This is a genomic window from Chthoniobacterales bacterium, assembly GCA_035274845.1.
In the GTDB taxonomy this organism is placed as follows: Bacteria; Verrucomicrobiota; Verrucomicrobiia; order Chthoniobacterales; family UBA10450; genus AV80.
In genome coordinates this window covers 40587-59031 of the sequence record DATENU010000016.1, presented here as the reverse complement: position 1 = coordinate 59031, position 18445 = coordinate 40587, and the positions used below count along the sequence as shown (strand labels likewise).

Sequence of the window (18445 nt, the reverse complement as noted above, 5' to 3'; positions counted from 1 at the left end):
TTGCCGCGCCGTAGCCTTGCGAAGGCGGGTTGGACGTTGGACGTTGGCTTCATGTCCCACGACAAGCTTTTCATTCCCGGTCCTGTCGAGGTTTCGCCCAAAACCATGGCCGCCTTTTCCCGGCCCATGATCGGCCATCGCAGTGAAGACTTTAAGAATCTCTACCGCGACGTTCATCCAGTGCTGCAGCAGCTTTTTGTCACCAAACAGCCGGTATTTCTTTCCACCTCATCCGCGTGGGGTGTGATGGAGGCGTCCATTCGCAACCTGGTCGATCGCGGCGTGCTCTGCTGCATGTGCGGCGCGTTTTCCGACAAATGGTTTGACGTCGCCAAGCGTTGCGGCAAGAACGCCGAGCCGCTCAAGGTCGAGTGGGGAAAACACATCGATCCCAGGGACATCGACGCCCGGCTCGCCACCGGAAAATTCGATACGGTGGTCTTGATTCACAGCGAAACTTCGACCGGCGTGATGAATCCCCTCCCCGAGATTTGCTGCACCCTCGCGAAGTATCCCGATGTCGTCCTGGTCCTGGATACCGTGTCATCGTTTTCTGGCGTCAAGATCGAGATGGACGCGCTCGGCGTCGACGTCATGCTGACCGGCGCACAAAAAGCGCTCGCTCTTCCACCCGGTTTTTCACTCTTTTCCGCTTCTGAAAAGGCGTTCGCGCGCGCCGAAAAAATCCCGAACCGCGGCTATTACTTCGACTTCCTCGAGTTCAAAAATCAGCAAGCCGAATGGATGACGCAGAGCACGCCCAGCATCGGCCACATCCACGCCCTGCAATCCAAGCTCGCCGAAATCTTCGAGGAAGGCATCGAGGCGCGTTTCGCCCGGCACGCCCGGACGAACGCGCTAGTTCACGATTGGGTCCGGCGCACCGGCTTCGACTTTTTCGCCGAGGAAGGCTTCCGCACAAAGACGCTCACCTGCGTGAAAAACAGCAAGGACGTCGACGTTCTCGCGATGGCGAAAAAGCTGCGCGAAAAACATCACCTCGTGATCGATCCCGGGTACGGCCCGATCCGCGGCAAAACCTTCCGGCTCTCGAACATGGGCGATGAGACCGACGAGACGGTTTCGCACCTGCTGGCCTGTCTCGACGATTGCTTGTGAGTTGGCTCATTTGTCCGCCGGTGGTAAATTCGTTGCTATGAGAGCGCGCGAATCGGCAGCGGAATACGTTGTTACGAATGGCAAGCGCAAAGCGGTAATTCTCCCGATCGAAGAATACGAAGAACTGCTTGAAGATTTGTACGACTTGGGCGTGATCGCCAACCGTCGCCACGAACCGACGATTCCGTTCGAAGATGTGTTGCGCCGGCTAAAGAAGAATGCCTCGGTATAGCATCGAGTTCCGAAAATCGGCCGAAAAAGACCTGCTCGCGTCGTTGGACGATTGTTGATCCCATGAGGACGACGCGTTTCGAAGCGCGTTCGTGTGCAGATCTGCCGCCGAACCTGACAAACCAATGGACTTGGATCGCGCGCTACTTCGGGAATCTCCCGGCCAACACATCGCCAACCCAAATGTCTTCATCCAGACTCTCCCAACGCAGGGCCCTGCCTTCGACGCGCAAGCTGACTTGCTTGAGCCCTTCCGCAGTCGCGGCTGCGAGTCGTGGAAATTTCGAAACGGGAAAACTGATCGTGCGCTCATCGGCGAGCTCGAGACAAACCCGGCGGTTTTCGATCCAGCACCGCACCGCCTGCGGCGCTTCTGTTTCCAGTTCAGCGGTTGCCATGAAATTGACGATAAGCTTCGATGAGAAAATCGCAATGTTCCTCGACCAAGCGTCGAATGTCGCCTAGCTCCGACGGAGCAAAGCCGAAGTTCGCCGCCACTGAAATTGGACGCAGCCAGAATTTCACTTCAAGATCGTTGCGGGCGACGTGAATGTGCGGCGGTTCGTGCGATTCCCGGCTGTAAAAATGGAACCGATACGGGCCAATTCGCAGCACTGTCGGCATCGCCGCATCATCCGTCTCCCATCGACAATTTCAAAGGCCAAAGCTTCGCCTCTCAAACATGGGCGATGCGACCGAAGAGACCGTCTCGCATCTGCTCGCCTGCCTCGACGACTGCCTCGCCTCTTAGGCGGAAAGCTCGCTACGAGCCGAGGATGGCGCGTTTGGCGTCAGCGAGTTCTTCATCGCGGCGATGGTAGCCGCAATCGTTGATGAGTTTCTCAGCGGCGGCGAGATCCGCCGCGGCCGATTCCCACGGATACGCCGTCCCTTCTTTCCGGTTTCCGTTCTCCGCCTCCCGGTTTCCAAACAGCCTTGCCCGATAGAGATGGATGTCGGCTAGGAACAGTTTCATGGACCCGCGCTCGGCGATTTCCCATGCTTCTTCCAAATCCTCGTGCGGGCTTTCGGGCCCGTTGCGCGCACCCATGAGAAAACGCAGCCAGGCGCGGGTGAGGAGGCCGGCGGGAATCCATTGAGTCGTGCCGGCGCGGCGGAGGCCGGAGATACTCTGTTCAATTTCAGACGCCGCAACTCCGACGTCGGAGGGCGCGAGGATCGCCGTATAGAGGGCGGCGCGGCCCAACGTGAGGTAGTCGAGCGCGATGGTAAGGAGACCGAATTTCGCATCGGTCACCCACTTGAGTGTCTGCGCCGCGCGCTGAGAGACGGAGCGACAATCGGGAACGGTGAAGTTGATGGTTGATGGCTGAGAGTTGAGCGAGAGAACTTGTTGCCATGCGGCGCGCTCAGCGGCGGCGAGAAGCAGGTCGCAATAGTGGAAGCCTCTCACTGAGAAGAGCACCGGGAAGGAGGGCTGGCGCTCGGCCTGCATTTGCTCAGCCTCGCGGAATTGCGTCTCCGCCCCGGCCCGATGGCCCGCCTGGTGCAGCGCGTCGGCGGCTCTTGAGCGCGTGATTTCCCGCATGAACGCTTCGCTACTGCGGTCGGCGTAAGTCACTGACTGCTCGGCGTCCCCCAACGCCCCAGCCACCTCGCCCAGCGTTAGCTCCAGCTCGCTGAGGTTGACGTTGACGATGGCAGCGTTCTTCCAGTCCTCCTGCTCGATGAACATTTTCAGCCCAGCCCGCATCGGCTCGAGGGCCTCGGCCAGCCGGCCCAAAGCACGCAGGCGGAAGGCGGCTTCATTCAGCAACCATGCTTGGACGGCTTCAGTCAGCGCGGACGAGACACGACTCCAAGGTTGCTCGTAGAAGCATGCAACTGCGCCCAATTCAGAGCCAAATGCGCCGAGTTTTCGCATGGCATAATCTTTGTTTCCTCGTCGCGTACGAGTGAAGTAAACCTTGTCACATGCCTCTTGCTGCAAGCCCGCTTGGCAGCCGTGCGCCACGGCTTGGTAGAGCGGCTGGAGGTCTTCGAGCATTGGCTCGTCACCTTCCTTCGTCGTCGCGCAGAGGTGTTCGAAGAGCCGCCGGTGGGCAGCGCGCCAGGCATCGGGATTCTGCTCGCGGAGTTGCTTCGCGAAATACTCGCGCAGGTGCGGATGCGCATCCAGCGAGACGAGCGTGCCGGCCGCGTCGCGGTTCACCGTGAGCAGTTTCGCGGCTTCGAGACCGCTGAGGCAGAATTCCCAATCGTCGTCGGCCAGCCTGGCGAGCGGTTCGGTGAGGCCGGGGATGGTTCCGCTCCGCAGGGCCGCGAGACAGCCAGCGTCGGCGGGTCGGTCGAACAGGCCCATGAGCTGCAGCACGGCCACTTCGCGCAGGCCTTCGTCGCCGCCGTCGCGCAAGAGCCATTGCTCGTAGGCGGCCATGGTCCGGAACGCGTGCCCGCCATCCATCTTCTCGTCGGCCTTTTCGAACTTCACGCGGTCGCGCTGGCGGATGTCACCGCGGAAGGCGCGTTTCAGGAATCCGCCGAGCAGGGTCAGCGTGAGCGCGTGGCCTTTCACGTCTTCGACGAGCGTCTCGAATTCCTGCGCCGTGCCGCTTTCTTTTCTGACGCCGAGGGTTTTCAGCAGATGCACGCCGGCTTCGTGGGAGAGGCGGAGCAGCTTCACCTCCGGCGTGGTGGTCTGCCAGAACGCCCGCAGGTCCGGAAGCGAATACCGGGTGGTGACGACGCAGAGGCCGTGGCTGGCGGCGGCCAAACCCTTGAGCAGCGCGGCGATGCCCTGGTCCTTGAGCCGGCCCGGCGTGGGCGAGGTGGGCGCGTATTGCAGCGGCTCGAGGCCGTCGAGGATGAGGAGGCTGCGCCGCTGGCCTATGATGCGGGCGAGGCGTTGTCCTTTCTCGAATGCGCCGGCGCTACTGGCGGCGAACTGCTTGTCCGCGTCGTCGCCGAAAAACGTGAGAGCTTCTTTTAGGAACAGGTCGCCGGAAGCGGCCACCTGGTCGCGCGTACCCTGACTGTAGAAGCTCCACGCGAAGACGGCGTCGCAGCCGGGCCAATCCTGCGCGGCGAGCTCGACGGCCCACTTAGCAACGAGCGAAGTTTTCCCTTCGCCACCCAGAGCGACGAAGGTGATGACGTGGGCGCGGCCCTTTTCGAGGCGGAGAACCTTCTGCCACGCCTCATTAAGTTGCTTCGTCTCCTCTTCTCGTCCAATCAGGTCAGCGGGCGCATACTTGAGAATGCGGTCGATATTGAAGCGTCGTTCCGCGCGGGTCCGTGGTCGGAAGTCGATTACGTCGCGATCGGCGAACGTGGAAGGAAGGGGGCAGTTCTCCCGCCAAATTGGGATGATCTTCTTCGAAAGGCTTCGCGCAAATTCTACTTCACGCTTCACCCACTCTGAAGCATTGGCCGCGGCGGTGATGACGACGACGAAGGTTTCGCAGTCGGTAATTCCTTCCTCGATCTTCGGCCAGAATTTCTCGTCTGGATGGATAGCGCTGACATCGTTAAACACCTCGTCAAAGCCGGCAGCGCGGAGGAACGATTCCAACTCCGCGACGTAGTTGTCGTCGGCCGAGCTGTGGGAAACAAATGCGCGCCGCATCTGGAGGAACGAGGAGTATCATGAACCTGCGGCGCAGTCGCGCGATTTCTGCCAGGCATCGGCTCGCTTGCCTGAACAGATTTCTTCGGGAGATGATCATTTAGCCAGTCGCTTCTTGCAAGGCGCACGGCGAACTTGTGTTCGACCGGCGAAGACGGACTCTACTGACCGTCTCGTGCGCCAATCCAAGCTGATTTTCATTGCGGTTTTCCCGTTCCTTGCCAGCGCCATTTTGACAAATGCCCAGGAGGCCATGTCCCCTGTCATCGTGACCGCGCCGGCGGAGCTGGAATCGTTGACTTCCCCCTCTTTCACCCAAGCCGCGGAACAGAAGCGCGAGATCCCCGGAGGCTTCAGCTTGAGAAGCGCGGAAGAAATGGAACGTGGGCGCGGGTCGAATTTCGAGGATCTCCTGAAACGAACTCCCGGGTTGTTCCTGCAAACGGATAACGGAACGGAAATCACCAAAGTCTCAATTCGCGGTTCGGGAATATTGTCGGAGAACGAGCCGCTGGGCGTGCAGTTCATGCTGGACGGACTCACCCTCAACCAGGCTGATGGCGAAGCCATCCTGGAAGACTTCGACCTGGCTACGGTCAAGTACGCGGAGGTGTTTCGGGGAGCCAATGCCTTCAAATACGGCTCCCTTACCCTCGGGGGGGCGATCAATCTCGTGACCGTCACCGGCTACGAGGCCGACCGCTTCCGACTTCGACTCGAAGGCGGGAGCTTCGGATACTTCCGCGGCCAGATCAGTTTTGGCGGCGCGTCAGGTCCGGTCGATTACATCGGCTCGGTCATGGGCCGGTCGCGCGGCGGGTTTCGCGATCACAGTAGAGAGAACACAGAACGGATTTTCGGCGATGTCGGCTCCAAGGTCAGCGAGCATCTCGAAAACAGATTCTATGTGACGCTCGACCGGGTCGATCGCCAATTGCCCGGCGGATTGACCAAAGAAGAATTCAGGAATGATCCGGGACAGGCGAATGCGGACGCCGTGGCTGAGGATTTTGACAAGAAGTGGGAGCTGATTCGCCTTGCCGACAAGATCAGCTATCGAGACGACGGGCGTGAATTCGACGCAGGTCTGTTCTGGTTTCATCGAAACATGGAGGAACGCGGGTTTTTCCAATCCGATTTCAGACAGGGCCTCACCGCATTCTACTCGGACAATTTTGGCGGCAGTCTGACTTTCGTGACGCACGACGAGCTATTTGGCCGGCGCAATATTTTCACCGCCGGCTTCAGCCCCCAATTCGAGAGGGAAGTTTCCCAGAACTTCGAGAACCTGAGCGGGACCCGCGGAGAAACGACGGCCCTGGCGACCACAATTGCAATTAACGCGCCGCTCTATGTCGAGAACCAGCATTACCTGACGGAACAGCTCTCCATTCTTCTGGGGATGCAGGCGATCTATGCCCGACGTCAATTCGATGACCATTTCTTAGGCGACGACGAAGGAAACCAGTCGCACGAACAAACATTTTACGGCTGGAACCCGAAGATCGGAATGATCTACGAGATCGATGAAAGCAATCAGCTTTTCGGGAACTTCAGCGGGAGCTGGCAGCCCCCCTCCTTCGATAACATGGTCGAGTTTGCGGACGGTCCAAATTCCAGCGTCGTTTACACACCATTACAGCCGCAAAGGGCACGGACGCTGGAGCTGGGCACGCGAGGCGAGCACGGGCGCTTCGAGTGGGAATTGTCGCTCTACCATTCCTGGTTACGGAACGAACTGCTCGAATTGAATGACGCCCAGGGAAACGAGATCGGAGCCGTCAATGTCTCCCGATCGGAGCACCGGGGGATGGAAGCGAGCCTTGAGATCGAATTATTGGAATCACTCTTCCAGGAAAAGAAAAAAGACGATGCCGGAGATCGGCTCACGTTCAGTCAAACCTACACCCTGAACGATTTTCATTTCGACGGCGATCCGGTTTATGGTGCCAACCGTATCGCCGGCGTTCCCATGCATTTTTATGAAACGGATTTGCTTTATGAAAACGCAGCCGGCTTCTACGCTGGGGCGAATTTGCAGTGTAATCTCGCTCGTTATCCCGTGGACCAGGCCAACACCCTCTTCGCCGATCCCTACGCGCTTCTTGGATTAAAAATTGGATTTCGATCGAAAAAGGGCCTTTCCGTTTTTCTCGAAGCAAAGAATCTGACCAACAAACGCTTTGCGGCCGCCGTGGATCCAATTGCCGACGCGCGGACGGCCCCCGACGCCCGAATTTTTCATCCGGGGGACGGTCGGGCGTTTTACGGTGGCGTTTCTTGGAATTGGTGAGCATCACACGGCGCGGGCTGAAATCGCCGATTGGCGCTAGGATAGCGGAAGGGCGCCTTCGTTTCCGAAAGCGCCCTTCATTTTGATGGCTGTAAGCCGAATTCTGTCGCTCCCGCAGATGCGGGACGGATGATCATTTATCTCATCCCGCTCGCGCGGGACGCCCGGTGAACCATGATCGGCGGTCAGAGACCGCCGCTACAGTAACCGTGATGCGACGATACCCGAGGGTCTGCGGAGCCGGCTGTCCTGCCTCTGTTTTGTCTTGCACCACATGGGGTTTTTCGTGCCTCGCGGATTGCTCCGCGAGCGGTGAGCTCTTACCTCGCCTTTTCACCCTTGCCTGACCTTCGTTGCCAAAGAACCGGCGGTGTCTTTTCTGTGACACTTTCCGTCACCGCAACCTTGCGACTGCGGCGCCCGCGTGTTTTCCGCGGCATGCTGCCGTATGGTGTTCGGACTTTCCTCTCCGAATTGCTCCGGAGCGATCATCTGCCATCGCGCGTAACTTAGCACAATCCGGAAAGCGAGACATCAGGGAGTTGAACGCCCGATCTCACCGCATTCAATTTGGATTTTCGTGACGGCCTTTTGAGTCGCCGGACTTCTTTCCGTTAAGGCTGTCGAACCAATGGGTGAGGAAGAATTTCTTTTCGCCCGGGAGAAAACGGTCCGAGGTGCCGATGAGGGGCCGGAGAGTCGTGGTCATTTGCAGACAAACCAGGATGAAGATCAGACTCCATAGGTTCATCTGACCTCCTGAGCCGGCCAACAGGCGTCCCATCGCGCCAATCAAACGCAGTCCAAAACTGATGGCGATCACCCAAAGGATCAGGTGCAATCCACCCATAAAGGGAATGGAATCGGTTGATTGCGAGAATATCCAGGCCACCGGCGCGAAACCGATCAAGAGCAAGGCACTAAGAGCGACCGCGGCAAAAAGAACGCCAATAACAGTGCGAAATCGGACGTCCATTCCGGCCAGACCGGCGAAGATGTAGAGACTTGGAAGGCAGATGAGGACCGACAAAAGAGTGCCGAGGACAAGTTTGGCGGGCGCAATCCAGATTTGAGCGCCACCGGAAAAGCTCCCTACGACCACCCCGTAAGCAGCCATGCCTGCCAGGGCAAAAGCAAACAGCCAACCGCTCAGGTCGGCGCGCCAGTTGTTTTGCAATTCGTAAATGATGCGACCGGGAAATTTTAGCAGGGTCTCGATTATCAAAAGCGGTGATTTGCCGGCAGGCATCGGCTCGAACGCGAGTCTGGCAGCCCGCGGGAGTCGCGGGGGTTGTTGGGTTGGATTTTGCATGGGTGGTGGGATGGGGTTCTTAGAGAAAGACTTCTCGGATAGCGTACCAGACGTGTTCGTAAAAATTCCCCCAGAGCGGATTATCCCGCAGGAATTGCACCTCCAGGGTGGGATGACCGATGAAAGGTCGCAAATTCCACGCCAGCTGAGCGCCGAGAAACAGATTACCGGCCAGCCAACTCAATAATACGACAAATGCGGTCCTCGAATCGCCGCTCACTTTTCGAAGCAGGTCGAGCACGCGCCGGTTGGCCATGAGGCCGGCGAAAGCGATAGCACAGACATGGGCAAACAACATGAGGCTGTGCCCTAGCGAAGCGCTTTCAGAAGCAAGCGGAGGCGCGTTGAACCAGATAAAAAGAGTGATCGGGCTAAATCCACCCAGAATGATCGCCGCGATGGCGAAGCTCATGAGAATGGCGAGCGAGGTCTGCTTGAAGGAGAGACCTGCCCCGAGAATCTGGGCGAGCATGCCATTGAGCAACGCGTTGCCGCCACACGTGAGAAAAATCAGGACAGGAAATTTGATCGCCGTGTAAAGCGACTGCAGGGGCGCGCGCCAAAGGCCGAGGGTGAAACCGTAAAGTCCCGATCCAATCAAGATAATGATAAGGCAACCCGCCACCGACCGCAGGTCTGGCGCGGCCAGCCATTTCGCCAATTGCTCGGCATCGCCACGCAACAGAGCTTTGACGCGCTCTATCATAAATCTTCGCCGCCCAGAATTACACAGCCGTTCGTGTCCGGCCAAGACTGTTTCAGGCTGCCGCCCCGTTTAAATCGGCGACGGCACGGCAACCAGAAACCAGCAGACCATCGCGAGGGCGATCACGAGTTTGCCGATGATTCCGGCCAAATTGCCCAGAACCGTGCCCCAGCCCGCCCGGCCTGCGCTAACCAGACGTTTGCCCGCTACCAGCTCTCCGGCAATGGCGCCAACCAGCGGTCCGATCAATAGTCCCGGAAACGGATAGAACAGGCCGACGATCGTCCCAATCGTAGCGCCGAAGGCCCCCCATTTCGTGGCGCCGAACCGCTTCGCGCCGAAATATCCGCTCCCGAATTCCAAGGCGTAGGACAACAGCGTCAGGACGATCAACCCCGCGATATTCCACCAGCCAAGACTCTTTCCCGGTCCGACCATTACCTGATGAAGAATGGCCGCAGCCAGGATAACGACTGCGCCGGGAACCAGCGGCAGCACGGTCCCGATCAGCCCAACGGCCATCAGCACAATCGCAATCAACCACCAAAGAAGTTCCATCGCATTACCTTCGCCTTAAACTTTTTGACCATGTCCCCGCTGTTTCTATACTTGATCTCCCCCGATCAACCCAAACAGGAGATTCATATGGCACTCGCAGTTGGAACAAAAGCTCCCGATTTTTCTCTCCCCACCAAGACCGCTGAAGGACCCAAACAGGTCAAGCTCAGCGACAATTTCGGCAAGACCAACACGTTGCTCCTCTTTTTCCCGATGGCTTTCACCGGGGTCTGCACGACGGAAATGTGCGGCCAGAGCTCGGAGCTGGACAATTACGCCGGGATGAATGCAACGGTTTACGGGATCAGCGGCGACAACCCGTTCGCGCAGGAAGCGTGGGCGAAGAAGGAAAATATCTCCGTAACCCTGTTGAGCGATTACGAGCACAAGGTCGCCAACCAATACGACGTGGTCTACGACTCGTTCCTGCCGCAGATAAACCTCGGGATGGGCGGCGTGCCGAAACGCTCGGCTTTCATCGTCGATCGCAACGGCGTGATCCAATACGCGGAGAGCAACGACGACGCGAAAGAGCTGCCGAGTTTCGACAAGATCAAAGCGAAACTGGCGGAACTGAAGTGAACGACGAATTCAAGACGCTAAAGAAATTCGACGCGGGTGGCGGCCGCGAAGGATCGCTCTTCTCGCTGCCGACGCTGGAAGAACAGGGCATCGGGCGAGTTTCGCGGTTACCGGTCAGCATTCGGATCGTGCTGGAGTCCGTTCTGCGGAACTGCGATGGAAAAAAGGTCCGGCGCAAGGATGTCGAGACGCTGGCGAATTGGAACGCGAAGTCGCCGGCGAACGAGGAGATCCCGTTTGTCGTCGCGCGGATTGTTCTCCAGGATTTTACCGGTGTCCCGCTGGTGGTGGATCTGGCCGCGATGCGGAGCGCCGTGAAGGAGCTCGGCGGCGATCCGAAAATCATCGAGCCGCTCGTTCCGGTGGACCTCGTGGTCGATCACTCGGTCCAGGTCGATTTCGCGGGCTCGGCGCAGGCTCTCCAATTGAACATGGAAATGGAGTTCAAGCGGAACCGGGAGCGTTACCAATTCCTGAAATGGGGCCAGCAGGCCTTTAAAACTTTCGGCCTCGTGCCGCCCGGGATCGGGATCGTGCACCAGGTTAATCTCGAGTATCTCGCGAAGGGCGTGTTGTCATCGAAACCGGAAAGCGGAGACCAGAGACCGGAAATATTTTACCCCGACACGCTCGTTGGAACGGATTCGCACACGACGATGATCAACGGGCTCGGGGTCGTCGGCTGGGGCGTCGGCGGCATCGAAGCGGAAGCGGGAATGCTCGGGCAGCCTGTCTATTTTCTGACGCCGGAAGTGGTGGGCGTTCACATGACTGGCCAACTGCGCGAAGGCGTCACCGCGACCGACCTGGCGCTGCACATTACCCAGATGCTGCGGGCCCAAAAAGTCGTCGGGAAGTTTGTCGAGTTTTATGGCGAAGGCGCGGCGTCGCTTCCCCTGCCCGATCGCGCGACAGTCGGAAACATGGCGCCGGAGTACGGCGCGACCATGGGCTATTTCCCCGTCGATAGCGAGTCAGTCAATTATTTGCGGGCGACCGGACGAACGGACGAACAGTGCGCTGCGTTCGAGAATTATTTCCGCGCCCAAAAAATGTTCGGGATGCCGCGGAAAGGCGAAATTGATTACAGCGTCGATCTCGAGCTAGATCTTGGCGACGTCCAACCGAGCGTCGCTGGACCGAAACGTCCGCAGGATCGCGTGAACCTTCCGGAGCTGGGCGATGTTTTCCGCTCGCTCCTGCAGAAGCCGCTTACTGATGGGGGATACGGCAAGGCCAACGGCGATCTCGGCAAGCTTCATTTCGTCAACCTGAACGGCACGCCGCCGGTCCAGGGCGAAATGGCTTCCACCGATAAGACTGACCAGGGGATCCAGCCCGGCGATGAGCGGAACAAGATTGAGATGGTCGCGAACCGTCCAACGCCGGATCGGGTTGACGAAATCGACGCGAAACCGGGCGAGACTTTCGCCCACGGCCAAAGCCGGATTGGGCATGGCAGCGTTCTGATCGCGGCTATCACGAGTTGCACGAACACGAGCAATCCGAGCGTTATGCTCGCCGCAGGCCTCCTCGCCAAGAAAGCGGTCGAGCGTGGGCTGAAAATCGATCCGGCCGTGAAAACCTCGCTCGCCCCCGGCTCACGCGTGGTCTCCGATTACCTTCAGAAAACGGGGCTTCAAACCTATCTCGATCGGCTCGGGTTCAATATCGTCGGGTACGGGTGCACGACCTGCATCGGCAATTCCGGCCCGCTTCATCCGAAGATCGAGAAAGCAATTAGCGAACACGATCTCGTCGCGGCCTCGGTGCTTTCCGGAAACCGCAACTTCGAGGCGCGCGTGCACCAAAACATCAAGGCAAACTTCCTGATGTCGCCGCCGCTGGTCGTCGCCTTCGCTCTCGCCGGCCGGGTCGATCTCGATCTTTCCAAGGAATCAATGGGGCGCGGCTCCGACGGCAAGGAAGTTTATCTGCGTGATCTTTGGCCGACGCTCGCCGAGATCCGCGACACCATGCAGTCCGCCCTTACCCCGGAAGTTTTCCGCCGGCTCTACCGGGATTTCGCCGGACAAAATCCGAAGTGGAATGATATCCCGTCGAGCGTTGGCGAAATTTACGAGTGGGATGAGAAGAGCGACTACATTCATCAGCCGCCGTTCTTCGCGAATTTCTCGATGTCGGCGGGAACAATTGGCGATATTCGGGACGCGCGTCCGCTTGGCATTTTCGGCGACTCGGTGACGACGGATCACATTTCCCCGGCGGGCGCGATCAAGCCGACTTCGCCGGCAGGGCAATATCTGAAGTCGCGCGGCATCGAGCCGGTGGACTTCAACAGCTACGGCTCGCGGCGCGGAAACGACCTGGTCATGACGCGCGGCACGTTCGCGAATGTCCGGATCAAGAACCTGATGGTCCCGGGAACGGAAGGCGGCGTGACGAAATATTTCGGGAACCGGAATGCCGGACTCGGAGACGAAATGTCGATCTTCGACGCGGCCATGGAGTATCAGATGGAAGGGGTGCCGCTCGTTATCCTGGCCGGGCACGAATACGGGACCGGCTCGAGCCGGGACTGGGCGGCGAAAGGGACGCGATTGCTCGGGGTGAAAGCGGTTGTCGCAGCAAGCTTTGAGCGGATTCATCGCTCGAATCTCGTCGGCATGGGTGTGCTGCCGTTGCAGTTCGCGGACGGAACCAACGCGCAGACTCTCGGGCTCGATGGTTCGGAAATTTATTCGGTGACCGGATTGTCGGACGCGATCCAGCCCGGACAGACCGTGACGCTCAAGATCGCGCGCAAAAACGGGAAGGACGAATCCATTCCGGTGAAGTTGCGAATCGATACGCCGATCGAAATCGATTACTACCGTCACGGAGGCATTTTGCCATTTGTCCTGCGCGAACTAATGGCGCGCAGCTGAACTCCCGAGAGCGAAAACCGATCGAATTATGCGGAAGGTGCGCGTGGCAGTCTTGTACGGCGGCCGGTCGGGGGAACATGAGGTTTCGCTGCAATCGGCCGCTTCGGTCATCAATCATCTGGACCGGGAGCGTTTCGAAATCGTGCCGGTCGCAATCGATAAACAGGGTCGCTGGCATCTCAACGACATTTCATTGCTGGAAGGGCAAAAATCACTTCCTGTATTCAAGGATGCACCGAAGGTCGTGCTCCCGCCCAATGTTCCGGAGGCGAGCGATGGCAGTGCGCTGATTCATTTGGGCGAAAGCGGGGAAGACAAGGCAATCGACGTCGTTTTCCCAGTCGTGCACGGCCCTCTCTGCGAAGACGGAACCATCCAGGGGTTACTCGAACTCGCGGACGTCCCCTACGTCGGATGCGGAGTGCTCGCGTCGGCCGTGGCGATGGACAAGGAGATGGCGAAACGCGTGGCTCGTGACGCCGGCGTTCCGATCGTTCCTTATGTTTCGTTGAAGTCCGAGTCTTGGAAGAAACCAAAGCGCGAGGCGGCGGAGAAGATTCAGAAAGAACTTGGGTATCCGGTCTTCGTGAAGCCGGCCAACCTGGGCTCGAGTGTCGGCGTGCACAAGGTAACCGAACCAAGCGGACTCGACGCGGCGCTGGAGGACGCGTTCCGCTACGACACCAAGGTTCTGATCGAAGTGGCGATCAACGCGCGCGAAATCGAGTTGTCGGTGCTGGAAAATCCGGATCCTGGAGCCGAGCCGCTGGTCAGTGTCCCGGGCGAAGTAAATCCGACCCACGAATTTTATTCCTATGAGGCCAAATACCTCGACGAAAAGGGCGCGGAATTGATCATCCCCGCCAGGCTCGATGCGCCGCGGACGGAACGGGCCCAGGAAATCGCGGGGCAAATCTTCTCCGCGATCGAATGCGAAGGGATGGCGCGGGTGGATCTGCTCCTTGATCGCAAAACGGGTCAGTTTTTCTTCAACGAACTGAATACCATTCCCGGTTTCACCTCGATCAGCATGTATCCAAAAATGTGGGAAGCCTCCGGGATCAGCTACCGGGAGCTCTTGTCACGGCTGGTGGATCTGGCCGTCTCGAGGCATCAGCGCAAGAAGGCGTTGGTGCGCGAGTTTCAGACGCAACCCGAAAAACCATTCTAACCTTATAGTCTGCGCGGGCCAGTCTCCAACGAGGGTGTGTGACGCGGTCCGCGCCTAGCCCGGAATGCCGCGGAGTCGAAGCCGCTGCCTTAGTCTTTTTGCCCAGAACCCTTGAAGAATTCGTGAGCGGCGTTTTCTCTTACATTCGTAGCCGGAGTCGCTGCGGTGTTTTCCCAAATGAGTTGCACTGTCGAGGAACACGCATTTGCCAGCCTTCCCCCCGAGCCGTTGACATTGAAATTAACTGTATCCCCGACCGCGAGCTCCTGCATTTCAACTACTCTTCCGTTCGGCATCCACCCGACTCGACCCGGCTTGCCATCACCCTCATTTGTTCGGTAGACACGAACCAAGCCTTTGATTTCGTTGTGCGCGACCTCCTTGACGGCATGTGGCACTAAATTTTGGACTGGCATATTATGAGTTTCTTCTACGCAGTCCGGGATGACAAGCATTCATACCGCGCTCATTCCAGCTCGCGCGTGCGGCGGTGCACTTCGATGGGTGAGCCCTCGGCGATGAAACCCGAGACCGGCGGCGCCGCCAGCGTTTCCACAAATCGCGGCCCATAGAGGGTCGCGACGTCGGCATCGAATTTCGTGGTCTCCGCTTTCCACAACTTCCAGCGTGGATGTTCCACCCGATACTCGCTGCAGCCTGAGCGTCGCGCCGTGTAACCCCAATAATGCTCCGTGATAAATTCTTCGTGCGATCCCTCCGCCGCGCTTTGCGGTTCGCCCGTCGCCGTCATGGCGAGCGTCTCCCAGCGCCGGCCGCGTCGCCATTGATACTCAGCGAAAACGCGCCCCTCTTTGTGTTCGAGGTTATGCCGCATCGGCAACGCGGAATAGGGTTCCCCATAAAAAGTCCGGGCGACGATGGCGATGGCTGCCCGCGGAACCAGCTCGCGGACAAAGACGACGCCGCGGCGCCATTCCTCCGCGCTCTGGCGGCGCACATAAAAACGAAGATTCACTTCCTCGAAATCGCGATGGAAGGGAATCGGAAGACCAACTACGCGCGTATCCAGAAAAAGAAAGCCGACGACGCTGACGAAAGTCTGCCCGTGGTGGAAATCCAGTTCCGTCTCGGCCGGCACGAGCGGCTCCAGGATTCTCGGATCGACCGGGAAATTCAGCATCGCAAGATAACGCCATTTCGCGGTTAGAAACGGTTTTAGCATGGTGAATCGAGCTCGCCGCGCTCGATCGTTAAGATAGCCAGGGCACGATCCCGCGCATGCGGGACGCATCCACCTAGCGGAGCAACTTTTCCATGGCGGGGTCTGGCTCGGCCCCCAGCGCAGTTGCCTTGGTGTAATGCAATTTCGCTTTTTCCGTCGCGGGGGGCGAACTCGTCGCGTAAACCACCGCGAGGTTGAAGTGCGCGTCGGCGTAGTCGGGATTGGCTGCAATCGCGTCGAGCATTTCTTTCTCGGCCGCTTCCTGCCAACCTTTCTGGCTGGCCGTGATCCCGAGGTAATTGTGTGCCGTCGCGCTCTTCGGATTGATTCCAAGCGCCGTCGTCAGCTCAGTGATCGCGTCATCAAATTTGCTTTGGCGATAATAAACAATGCCAAGAGTGGTGTGGGAAAACTCATCCTTGGGCGCCAGAGCGACCGCCTTTTTCAGGGTCAATTCCGCCGCCTTCCATTTTCCAGTGCGGAAATAAACGACGCCCAGATTGGAGAGCGAATAGAGGTTGTTCGGACTTTTCGTCAGGATTTGCTGATACTGCTTTTCCGCGGCCCGGTATTTCCCCTTGTCGAAATTCTCTTTCGCTTCGCGGGCGACTGAGGCCAGTTCCTCCGGGACAGCGGGGACCGAAGTTTGCACGGAAGGTCCGGTCTGTTTTGTCGGCCCCTGTTGCTTCGGAAGCGAAAATGTCCCCGTCATCGCTGCCGGGTTGCTGTCCGAAATGCTCACGACCGGTTGTCGCAACAAGGCGAGCTCTTCTTCGCTGAGCTTCGTGACCGGCTGCGCCAGGAGCGCGATCTGTTGATTCAGGGTGTCGGACTTGACCTGCAATTTTTCGAACTCAGACAGCATGAGTTTCTTGGCCTGTTCGCGGCGTGCTTCCTCCTGGCGTTCGCGAACGACAATCCGGCGCAGCATCTCGTTCTCCTTCGTGAGCCGGGCCGTCTCCTCGGCGTTCGCGCCGGTCAATTTCGCTTTTTCCAGCTCTGTGCTCGCCTGGTCGAGCTGCGACCGCAGATCAGCCACCGTCACTTCAAAGTCCTTGTTTTGCTTCTGGCTGGCCGCGAGCTGCTCCCGTAGTTGCTCAACCTGGCGTTTTACGTCCGCCACCTCCTGCTCCTTCTTCGGCTTGTCGGCGCTGATTTCCCTGACCGTCTTTTCGGCTATCGCGAGTTTCGTCTTCAGGTCGGTGTTCTCCGTCACCAGGACCTGCACTCGTTCCTGCGCTTGTTTCGCGGTCTTCAACTCAGCCAATAACTGGTTCCGCTCTTTCGTCACCGTGGTGACCTTCGCGCTCTCCGCTTCTTTTTCTTTCTCCGCGGCGGCGCGTCCTTTTTCCGCGGAAGCGAGCGCTTTCTTCAATTGGGCAATTTCTGCCCGTAACGCTTCCTGCTTTTTCGAGTCCGTCTTGTCGGAACCCGCGATTTTCTTCAGGGAATCCTCGGCCTGCGCCAGCTGAGTTCGCGCTTCTTTGTCAGCGCCCCTGGTTTTTTCCAGCTCGCCCTGGGCCTGCTCGAGCTTCGTGTTTGTCTCCTGCAAACGGCCGTTCAGGGTATCCTTTTCTTTCGCGACGGCGTCATATTGGCTCCGCGATTTCTCGAGCTCGACCTGAAGTTGATCGACTTTGTCCTGCAATTTCTTAGTCGCTTCCTTGATGGCGGCATCGCTGGCCACCGAAGGGCTCGGTTGAGGCGGAGGAGGCGCTGAAGCCGCCGGGGCTGGAGGAGCCGGGGCACGGCTTGGAACCGCGGAAGGCTTCGCGACTTCCACACTCGGTTCCGGCGGCCCGGACTTTTTGGGAAGCACGGGCGGATTTGAGGCTACCGGAGGCGGTGGCCCGGTGGCAGCCGAGAGATCTTTTTGGGTCCCCATCTTCGCCTGCACGCGCACGATGCTTTCACCAATCTTGCGGCTCCGATAATCGACAATCGCGGTCTGCCAATCGCCATGCGTCTTCTTGAGCTCTTCGAGCAGACTGCCGGCAAAGCGGAACTTCGAGAGCGCGGCGTCGAACTGATTGTCGTGCTCGAGTTTTTCGCCCTGTTGCGAAGTCAAATAAGCCTTAAGAAATACCTCACTCGGGTCGTTCGATTGGGCGACCACCAGGGATGGCCCGAGGGAAAAGCAAAACGCGGCGAGAAGAATCAAACCGATTTTCTTCATGCCTTGAAGGAGCCGAGAATAGTCATGTGTGGTTGAGTTGCAATGCTGGAGAGCGTTGCGCCGGGTAGTAAAGCGCCCGGCGTGCCACTTTCTCCCGCTTTGCCTTTGCAATCCAGCGTCTAAAATCTAGGTTCCGCAACGCGACGGTGGCCGTAGCTCAATGGTAGAGCTCCAGATTGTGATTCTGGCTGTTGCGGGTTCGAGTCCCGTCGGCCACCCCTCCAGGGATTTTCGATCTTCGGTTTTCGATTGGCGATCGGGATAACGGTGGACGCGCTGGCACGTGCGTTGCTTAAGAAGTCGTCATGCTCAATCCTGCCACCCTCCTCGAACCCACGGCTTCCCACCCCCTCGTAGAAAATTTCGAGAATTTCTGGGTCCGCATCTTGGGGGACGAAACTTTGAGCGACTGCAACAACCTCCAAAAGCTGGTTGTCGGCTGCGAAATCATCGCGGCTCTGGACGCCGTCGACTTGCTCGCGGCCTGACAAACTCTGCGCGGCCCCAAAGCCGGCTCTCCCTGCGAGTTACGCGCGAACGGGCGCGATCCGAAACGCCGGTTTTTCTCGACCTCCGCAGGTAACAAGTGCGTTACCTTTACCCTCTCGCGCCCCGACGCGATTTCCGTACGGTCAATGAT

The 18445-nt window shown here is 58.6% G+C and carries 16 protein-coding genes, 1 tRNA gene and 1 other RNA gene; 8 read left to right on the top strand and 10 right to left on the bottom strand.

Features of this window, described 5'->3' with window-relative positions; genetic code table 11:
• Positions 1-51 precede the first annotated feature (51 nt).
• Both VJU77_11585 and VJU77_11580 read left to right on the top strand, forming a co-directional pair.
• Positions 52-1119, top strand: a complete 1068-nt coding sequence (locus VJU77_11585; protein HKP03983.1) for an alanine--glyoxylate aminotransferase family protein — start codon at positions 52-54, stop codon at positions 1117-1119.
• A 37-nt stretch (positions 1120-1156) separates the two neighbouring features.
• Positions 1157-1351: a type II toxin-antitoxin system prevent-host-death family antitoxin gene (locus VJU77_11580; protein HKP03982.1), complete on the top strand. Its 195-nt coding sequence runs from the start codon at positions 1157-1159 to the stop codon at positions 1349-1351.
• A 142-nt stretch (positions 1352-1493) separates the two neighbouring features.
• Here VJU77_11580 and VJU77_11575 read toward each other — a convergent pair whose 3' ends face one another.
• From VJU77_11575 to VJU77_11565, 3 genes are all read right to left on the bottom strand, one after another.
• Positions 1494-1748, bottom strand: coding sequence for a DUF2442 domain-containing protein (locus VJU77_11575; GenBank protein HKP03981.1), 255 nt, complete (start codon positions 1746-1748; stop codon positions 1494-1496).
• Positions 1735-1974 carry a DUF4160 domain-containing protein gene (locus VJU77_11570; GenBank protein ID HKP03980.1) on the bottom strand — a complete coding sequence of 80 codons (240 nt, stop codon included), beginning with the start codon at positions 1972-1974 and terminating at the stop codon, positions 1735-1737. Before VJU77_11570 ends, VJU77_11575 begins: the two co-directional genes overlap by 14 nt.
• Before the next feature lie 139 nt (positions 1975-2113).
• Positions 2114-4936: a toll/interleukin-1 receptor domain-containing protein gene (locus tag VJU77_11565; protein HKP03979.1), complete on the bottom strand. Its 2823-nt coding sequence runs from the start codon at positions 4934-4936 to the stop codon at positions 2114-2116.
• Between the two features lie 253 nt (positions 4937-5189).
• On the opposite strand from VJU77_11565, the gene VJU77_11560 reads away from it, so the two are divergent.
• Complete coding sequence (locus VJU77_11560; GenBank protein HKP03978.1) at positions 5190-7229, top strand: TonB-dependent receptor; 2040 nt, start codon at positions 5190-5192, stop codon at positions 7227-7229.
• Positions 7230-7308: 79 nt separating this feature from the next.
• Here VJU77_11560 and rnpB read toward each other — a convergent pair.
• From rnpB to VJU77_11540, 4 genes are all read right to left on the bottom strand, one after another.
• Positions 7309-7730: RNase P RNA component class A (gene rnpB / locus VJU77_11555), an RNA gene on the bottom strand.
• Positions 7731-7794: 64 nt separating this feature from the next.
• Positions 7795-8541 carry a hypothetical protein gene (locus VJU77_11550; GenBank protein ID HKP03977.1) on the bottom strand — a complete coding sequence of 249 codons (747 nt, stop codon included), beginning with the start codon at positions 8539-8541 and terminating at the stop codon, positions 7795-7797.
• Positions 8542-8560: 19 nt separating this feature from the next.
• On the bottom strand, positions 8561-9247 hold the full coding sequence (locus VJU77_11545; protein HKP03976.1) for a hypothetical protein: 687 nt from the start codon (positions 9245-9247) through the stop codon (positions 8561-8563).
• Positions 9248-9316: 69 nt separating this feature from the next.
• Positions 9317-9805, bottom strand: coding sequence for a DUF456 family protein (locus VJU77_11540; GenBank protein HKP03975.1), 489 nt, complete (start codon positions 9803-9805; stop codon positions 9317-9319).
• 87 nt (positions 9806-9892) lie between these two features.
• Here VJU77_11540 and VJU77_11535 point away from each other — a divergent pair, with 87 nt between their 5' ends.
• From VJU77_11535 to VJU77_11525, 3 genes are read left to right on the top strand one after another with little or no spacing between them, the layout of a single operon-like run.
• On the top strand, positions 9893-10387 hold the full coding sequence (locus VJU77_11535; protein HKP03974.1) for a peroxiredoxin: 495 nt from the start codon (positions 9893-9895) through the stop codon (positions 10385-10387).
• Positions 10384-13275: an aconitate hydratase gene (locus VJU77_11530; protein HKP03973.1), complete on the top strand. Its 2892-nt coding sequence runs from the start codon at positions 10384-10386 to the stop codon at positions 13273-13275. Before VJU77_11535 ends, VJU77_11530 begins: the two co-directional genes overlap by 4 nt.
• Positions 13276-13303: 28 nt before the next feature.
• A complete protein-coding gene (locus VJU77_11525; protein ID HKP03972.1) occupies positions 13304-14446 on the top strand; it encodes a D-alanine--D-alanine ligase family protein in 1143 nt (380 codons plus the stop codon).
• Between the two features lie 89 nt (positions 14447-14535).
• On the opposite strand, the gene VJU77_11520 is transcribed toward VJU77_11525, so the two are convergent.
• From VJU77_11520 to VJU77_11510, 3 genes are all read right to left on the bottom strand, one after another.
• Positions 14536-14862, bottom strand: a complete 327-nt coding sequence (locus VJU77_11520) for a hypothetical protein (protein HKP03971.1) — start codon at positions 14860-14862, stop codon at positions 14536-14538.
• 50 nt (positions 14863-14912) lie between these two features.
• Positions 14913-15629: a DUF2071 domain-containing protein gene (locus VJU77_11515; GenBank protein HKP03970.1), complete on the bottom strand. Its 717-nt coding sequence runs from the start codon at positions 15627-15629 to the stop codon at positions 14913-14915.
• A 73-nt stretch (positions 15630-15702) separates the two neighbouring features.
• Positions 15703-17805 carry a tetratricopeptide repeat protein gene (locus tag VJU77_11510; protein HKP03969.1) on the bottom strand — a complete coding sequence of 701 codons (2103 nt, stop codon included), beginning with the start codon at positions 17803-17805 and terminating at the stop codon, positions 15703-15705.
• A gap of 146 nt (positions 17806-17951) precedes the next feature.
• Here VJU77_11510 and VJU77_11505 point away from each other — a divergent pair.
• Both VJU77_11505 and VJU77_11500 read left to right on the top strand, forming a co-directional pair.
• Positions 17952-18023: transfer RNA gene (locus tag VJU77_11505), tRNA-His, on the top strand.
• 87 nt (positions 18024-18110) lie between these two features.
• Positions 18111-18293: a hypothetical protein gene (locus VJU77_11500; GenBank protein ID HKP03968.1), complete on the top strand. Its 183-nt coding sequence runs from the start codon at positions 18111-18113 to the stop codon at positions 18291-18293.
• The last annotated feature ends 152 nt before the right edge of the window (positions 18294-18445 follow it).